2 protein-coding genes are annotated in these 1,512 nt (G+C 24.9%); both read left to right on the forward strand.

The genetic code is table 11. The features are described from left to right. The first annotated feature begins 142 nt into the window (after positions 1–142). Positions 143–649 carry a TIGR00645 family protein gene (locus tag AB4W63_RS02450; protein ID WP_367681216.1) on the forward strand — a complete coding sequence of 169 codons (507 nt, stop codon included), beginning with the start codon at positions 143–145 and terminating at the stop codon, positions 647–649. Then, positions 646–1,494, forward strand: a complete 849-nt coding sequence (gene repA / locus AB4W63_RS02455) for a plasmid replication initiator RepA (protein ID WP_367681217.1) — start codon at positions 646–648, stop codon at positions 1,492–1,494. The genes AB4W63_RS02450 and repA overlap by 4 nt, the downstream gene beginning before the upstream one ends. Positions 1,495–1,512: the final 18 nt, after the last annotated feature.

Genomic DNA, 1,512 nt, shown 5'->3' on the forward strand with positions numbered 1-1,512 from the left:
ATTTATGCATGTGGTTATGATATATTAAAAGCTTGATAATTAAAAATAAATGCAAAATAACATTTATTAAATCTTTTAAAAAGAAATATAAACATTAGAAATTTTTCATTTATAAAACTGTGAAAAAACGGATCTTATCTTAATGGAAAAATTAATAGAAAAATTTATATATTTTTCACGTTGGTTAATGTTACCTGTATACATGGGTTTAGCAATTGGATTTATATTGTTAACAATAAAATTTTTTGGACAAATATTTTATGTAATTCCAAAAATTTTTTATATATCCGAATCCGATTTAGTATTAATTATTCTTTCGTTGATAGACATTTCTTTAGTCGGTGGATTACTAGTAATGGTAATGTTTTCAGGGTATGAAAATTTTATATCTAAAATGAAAATTAAAAAAGATATAAAATTAGGTTGGATGGATACTATGGACGTAAATTCAATAAAAATAAAAGTAGCATCATCCATAGTAGCTATTTCTTCCGTTCATTTACTAAAAATTTTTGTTGAAGCTGAATACATATTAGATAATAAAATTATGTGGTCTATTTTAATTCACTTAACTTTTGTTGTTTCAGCATTTGTAATGGTTTCAATAGATAAAATGAGAAAAAAAAAACTAAAGGTTAAACTAAAATGAAATTAAAAAGAAAAATTTATGTTTCTAATTCTGTTCCTTACTTTTATCCTCCTAAAAATGATAAAGCTCGCCCATCTTTTATTCAGTATGCTATTAATAAAGCAAAAAATATAGATTTTTCAAGAACGGGATTAGATTATTTTATTGTAGCAACAAGAAATTTTTCTGAAAAAAACAGGTTTATCAGAAAAAGAAAATTAAACTCTCACAGAGCTTTAGCTATGCGAGTAATTGTTCAAGCTATGTTGTATCATTACAACATGCTTTCTAAGCTTGTACAGGCCTCTATAGAGCAATTATCGGATGAATGTAGGTTATCTACCATCTCTTCAGCTGGAAATAAATCGATTACTCGGGCATCTAGATTAATTACTGATTTTATGGAACCTATTGGATTAATAAAATGTGAAAAAAAATGGGATAGGGTATTAGGACATTACATGCCTAAATTGATAACGTTAACTCCACTTTTTTTTTTAATTTTAGATATTAAAATGGAAAGATTAGAAAATGCAAGATATCAAAGATTAGGATGGATAAATAAAGGTTTAATTGAAAAAGGGAGTAAACCTATTACTCTAGATGAAGCTTGTCAGAGATGTAAAGATCAACAGATTCGGAACATGATAAAATATAGATTAGATCAACACAATTTGAAATTAAAAGTGAATAGAGCTAAAAAATTGGTTTCCTTAAATGAAGTAGAAGCAAAACAAAAAATTCTTAGAAATTTAATTTCCAGATATTCTGTTATAGAATTAACAGTTATGGGATTTTCTGGACTTAAAAAACAAGTGAATATAGAGTATTTTTTTTTAAAAAAATTATTCTTTAATGATCAATAAGTTCTATATTTTTTTTTT

The sequence above is a fragment of the Buchnera aphidicola (Anoecia corni) genome, assembly GCF_964056675.1.
GTDB lineage: Bacteria > Pseudomonadota > Gammaproteobacteria > Enterobacterales > Enterobacteriaceae > Buchnera_E > Buchnera_E aphidicola_B.

What these genes read in the sequence shown, in the direction of transcription:
- AB4W63_RS02450 (WP_367681216.1), top strand. Translation starts at nt 143, where the DNA reads ATGGAAAAATTAATAGAAAAATTTATATATTTTTCACGTTGGTTAATG.
- repA (WP_367681217.1), top strand. Translation starts at nt 646, where the DNA reads ATGAAATTAAAAAGAAAAATTTATGTTTCTAATTCTGTTCCTTACTTT.